The sequence below is a fragment of the Chryseobacterium sp. Leaf201 genome (genome assembly GCF_001421435.1).
In the GTDB taxonomy this organism is placed as follows: Bacteria; Bacteroidota; Bacteroidia; order Flavobacteriales; family Weeksellaceae; genus Chryseobacterium.
In genome coordinates this window covers 1-5374 of the sequence record NZ_LMKA01000019.1, presented here as the reverse complement: position 1 = coordinate 5374, position 5374 = coordinate 1, and the positions used below count along the sequence as shown (strand labels likewise).

Here is a 5374-nt window from a genome sequence, read left to right as displayed (position 1 = left end):
AAATTTTAATAATATACTACTTCAACCGAAATATCACCAGAACAAATTGAATTCTGACGAGAGTTGGGATTTTGTTTTAGGCATTACTAATACTTAATAAAACATTTGCTAATTCATATATTTGAATAAACTAAAAGCTTGATTTTTCCTATGAAAAAGCAAAACAATATTGAGAATGATCTTTATTATTTTAATCAAAGAAAACCTGAAAAAATCTATGTAAGTAAAGCTTTTCCTTATCTACATTTCAGCAGAGTTATAACTACAGAGAAAAGGTATATAAAGAAAGTTTTTGAAAAAGATGATACCTCAGAACTGGTTGAAGTTGAAGGAGAAATAATCTTGAAAAATATACCAACTTTGTTTGGCAAATACCAAGTGAATGCAGTAGTATATTCAAAACAAGATACAAATCTTTTAGAATTTACTTTACAAAAGTTTATAGAGACAAAAGATCAATTAAGACCTGTGAAAGATTCTGCATTTTCATTTACAAATAGGGAATTTACCGAACTTTTACAATTTTTGAGTGATGTTAAATTTCTTGATTTTAACGATAAAGAAAGATTCGTTATAGATTCAGAAAAATTTAGCCACCACAAGATTTTGCTGAATTTAACTGAGCCAGATCCAAACAAAATATTGGTAGATAAAAAGTTTGGCGACTTAATAAATAAGCTCAATGAATTGGATTTAAAAGAAAGAGAAAATTTTCTTGAAACATTAAAGAATAAAATCCTAACTAAAACAGATCTTGACATTTTAACAGGAAGAAAAGACGGACTTGAACAATTTAAAAATTATTTAGGTAGTGAACATCCAATTACTGAAATTCAATGGCAAGATTTTTTTAAAAATAATTCCTGGATATTTGGATATGGTCTTGATTATAAATTTCTGAATATTTTACAAAAGGAAGCATCAGTTTCTTCCGTCGATGTTGGTAGAAAAAATGAGGTTAAAGCAGATTTTCTTCTCGGAGACAATAATTTTACAGTTATCGTAGAACTTAAAAGACCTGATACTCCTTTATTTGACAACACACAAAACCGATCCGAATCATGGAGATTATCTAAGGATTTAACCTATGCTGTTTCACAAATACTGACTCAGAAAGCGGAATGGGAACTTAAATCACAACACACTCAATTTGATGGTGAAGGCAATCCAATTTATCAATCAACTTATAACCCAAAGGCTATATTAATAATTGGAAATACAAAACAGTTTGAAGGAGAGAATAAAGAAAGCTTAATGAAAAGAAAAACTTTTGATTTGTATAGAAGAAATTCGAGAGATATAGAAATTGTTACTTTTGACGAACTTTTAGAAAAAGCAAAATTTATAGTGAGCGATAATCGGCAAAATGATGAAGTTATAAATTTGGAGGAAAATGATGATTTGCCATTGTGAATAAATTTTTCTCTTTACATAGATGATAATAATAAACAAACCATAGGTTTATAATAATCCATTATAATTTACGGATAATTTGCTTAATTTAAAAATTAATTTAGCCTAAATGAAAATTCATTTTTTTGTATTTTTGGACCTTTCATATAAGAATTACTAACATTATATATAGTTCACACTGATGACTAACATAAGAACTGAAACAGAAACAGTTATAAAAAAAATTCTACCTTACCTTAGTAGACGGGGATATGACCTTGAAAAAGATTTCGATTTTGAAAGCGCAGTTTCACAAACAGATCGCTATACAAAAGGATATATTGACGTACTTGTAACATTAGGCAAAAACAAACCTATCTTTCTTATTGAGGCTAAAAGAATATCTAAAAATTTGACAGCAAAAGATAAGGATCAAGCCATGAAATATGCTAAATCCAATGAAATTAATGTTCCTTTTTTTATAGTTACAAATGGTAATGATATTCAGTGTTATAATACAAAGAATGGTAATCGGATAAATTGGGATGGAAAATCTGTAGATAAAATTCCTACCAAAGAACAATTAAAGTTAGTAGTTAGAACTTTAAAGTCTAATCCTGACTTATCAAATATACCTTTATCAGATGACAAAAGTTTACCATTCAGGCCAGGTTTGCCACTTCGGCAATTAAATGCTCTATTTTATAAATGTCATAGTACAATCCGAAAAATTGAGAAAAATGAGGAAAGTGCTTTTTCCGATTTCTCTAAGCTATTATTTTTAAAATTGTTAGAAGAAAAATGTGATGTTGAAGCTGATTTTGACTTACCATATTCTTATAGATTTCACGAATTAGCGGCGAAACCAGCTAATGAATCAGATCAGGTTAGAGATTCTGTCCTAAGCATGATTGATAGTATTGTGAAAAGAACAAATTATGGGGAGGTTTTACACGAAAAAATAAAATTAAAAAATCCCAAGACATTTCATTCAATTGTAAAGGATCTTTCTTCCGTGTCATTTTACGATAGTAGTTTGGATTCAAAGGGTGCTGCTTTTGAATATTTTGTTAGAGCAACGCTTAAAGGTAAAAAATTAGGTCAATATTTTACTCCTCGTGAACTTGTTCAGGCTATGACAGCACTGGTAGGGAGGAAAAAAATTGTAAATTCAATTATCTCTGGATCTAGAATTAAGGTATTAGATCCTGCCTGTGGTACCGGTGGCTTCTTAGTCTATTTGCTTCAAGATTCGATTAATTTACTTTTTGATAAACTTAAATTAAGAGAAATAAATAAGGCTACCTTTGATCAATCTATTAAGAAGCTTAAAGAAGAAATTTTTTTCGGTTCAGATGCCAATGAAGGCGTTGCAGCATCAGCAAAAATGAATATGATAATTGCAGGTGATGGCCATACAAATATTCAGAATGAAGATAGTCTTTCAATCAATTCGATAAACTGGTCAACTAATTCTCCAGACTGTACGTTAATTATGACAAATCCTCCTTTCGGCACATCCGAAGGAGAGTCGTTAAATAACAACGACATGCAACAATTTGAAGTTAGCTCTTCAAAAGGTCAATATCTATTTATACAAAAGATGATAACCAGCACTATTGCTGGTGGAGAAATCTGTACTGTGATAGATGAGGGAGTCTTAAATACTGATTCAGGCAAAAACCTAAGAGAATTTATTTTAAAAAATTGTAAATTGATTTGTGTAGTAAGTTTACCAAATGAAACTTTCAAGCCCAATAAAATAAATGTTAAATGCAGTTTATTGTATTTAGAAAAACGGGATCATCCCGACTTTGATCTTGAAGATAATTATACTACAACAATATGTCGATTCGACTCTTTAGGCTATCATGCTTCAGGAGATAAGATCAGAAATTTTAAGAAGGATCTATTTCTAAGTGAAATTGAATCTAAAGTTTTAGATTGTAACTTGGGTAGCATAAGGGAAGGATACAATTGGAGTGCGTTTGATGTCGATATTAAAGATATTTATGATGATGAAACTCATAGGTTCGATTATAAATATTGGAATGTAGATACAAGAGAAAAGATAGATATATTATTAAAATTTAAAAACCCTACGCTTAAAGAATTAAATTTAATTTCAACTTCACGAGGTAAAAGTCCCTCCGCTGACAGTTATGTCGATGAGCAAGATGGTTATGCTATAGTTATTAAAGCAGGAAGTAATATAAGTAAGTTTGGTAAGATTATAACAACTAATGCAGATTGGATCGAAAAATCTGTATATGATGAATTTTTAGAAAAGTCAATTGAGACAAATACAAATATAAATATTATAAGGAAATATGATATATTATTATCATCTACTGGCGATGGAACTTTAGGAAAATGTTGTGTTTTTGACCTTGATATACCAGCTATTGCAGACGGACATGTTACAATAATAAGAGTTGAAAAAGAAACCATTAATCCTTATTATCTAGCAGATTTTTTAAGATTAGGTTTTGGCTCTGTACAGATATCAAGGTTTTATACAGGCTCTACCGGACTTATAGAGTTAACGCCAGAACAAGTGGATCGAATTATTGTTGACATTCAAAGTAATGATGTAGTGAAACAGAGTGATCTTTCAATAAAAATCAGAGAAATCGAAAATACATATATTCAAAAAATTGAAGAGGCTGAAAACATTTTACAACAAAGCAAAAATATTCTGTAATATATATAGCAATGGTAGACAAATTAAGAAAAAACCTAATTACAATTAGGTTTTTTCTTAATAAAATTAAAAATTCTTTATTCTGAGCTATTTAAATTTTCTTTAAATTCAAATCAATTAATACTCTATTACCACTTAAGATAACGATACTGATCTTTTCACTATTCCTGATAAAATTAAAAGTATTAAATTTGTATAAATCTTTCTATTGATTAGAATATCATTAATTTAAAAGGACTAGAATTACTATTAAAATCTCAGATTGTTTTTTAACTAATTATTTTTCAGATGCTCTAATTCTTCAATAACATCATATTCCTTCTTGTGAATTTTTTTACTAGTCAAATCAATCTTTACTGTTTCTATAAAATCTTTAAAATCATTATTCATTGCTAACTTATTTATTGTCTCTAAATCTAAATCCTTTTTAAATTTAGCAGGAATTATGACAGCTGAGGAATGTGGATCATCTAAATCAAGCTCAATCACACCAATTCCAAAAGAAGCTGACAGTCGGGAAAGCTCATGCATAAAATCATTATCTTCAGAAATTCTTGCTGCTACTAAATAAGACTCGTTTGCCCATGAAGAATTTGACACACATTGAAAAAAACTTTCTCTTAAATTTGTAAAGCTTAATTCTCTTTTGATCTCAAAGGAATACAAAACAATAGATCTTACCCCAATAGCATTGCTAAACTCATTAATTTCCTGTTTCCAATCTTCCATTCGGTAATAACACCCTACCATATCGGGATGCACCCATTCGCCAAATTCTTTCTTATTAGAAATATGGTGTTTTATCGTTTTTGTATAACATTGCATGTGATAATAAACAAAATATGTCAAATATTTATGTAAATCCTTTTCTAAAAAATCAAACTTCTTTTTTTTTAATGGAGGAAGATCTGCTGGAATTATATTTTCATATTCTTCCAGTACGCTTGCCATTGATTTTAAATAAAATCTTTTAGGTCTTGAATCTGTTTTAGCAAAAACTGATTTTGGATTGTCTTTGCTATTTACATAAATCTGAGCTCCAAGTGTAGACCAAGGAGTTTTCCCCTGCGAATTTAATTTTTTATCATATCCTTTTTCAACAGCAAGGTTCCAAATCTCAGTTGCTGTTAATGGTTTTTTTTCCTCTTTTAATATGGATTGAGCGAGTTCTAGGAAGGTCATTATATGTTTTTTAATTAAGGTTAGATATCCAATACTTACTGATAATTATTTTAATCATTTTGCTATTAGCCAAAGATAATATAACATATTATTAAT

General features: G+C 29.1%; 3 protein-coding genes. 2 read left to right on the top strand and 1 reads right to left on the bottom strand.

The features are described from left to right. Positions 1 to 150: 150 nt before the first annotated feature. Together ASE55_RS02760 and ASE55_RS02755 are read left to right on the top strand one after the other, a co-directional pair. Positions 151 to 1413, top strand: a complete 1263-nt coding sequence (locus tag ASE55_RS02760; RefSeq protein ID WP_056215240.1) for a Shedu immune nuclease family protein — start codon at positions 151 to 153, stop codon at positions 1411 to 1413. A gap of 181 nt (positions 1414 to 1594) precedes the next feature. Next, positions 1595 to 4096, top strand: coding sequence for an N-6 DNA methylase (locus ASE55_RS02755; protein ID WP_056215237.1), 2502 nt, complete (start codon positions 1595 to 1597; stop codon positions 4094 to 4096). Between the two features lie 273 nt (positions 4097 to 4369). Here ASE55_RS02755 and ASE55_RS02750 read toward each other — a convergent pair whose 3' ends face one another. Continuing rightward, positions 4370 to 5278 carry a COG2958 family protein gene (locus ASE55_RS02750; RefSeq protein ID WP_056215234.1) on the bottom strand — a complete coding sequence of 303 codons (909 nt, stop codon included), beginning with the start codon at positions 5276 to 5278 and terminating at the stop codon, positions 4370 to 4372. Between the last annotated feature and the right edge of the window lie 96 nt (positions 5279 to 5374).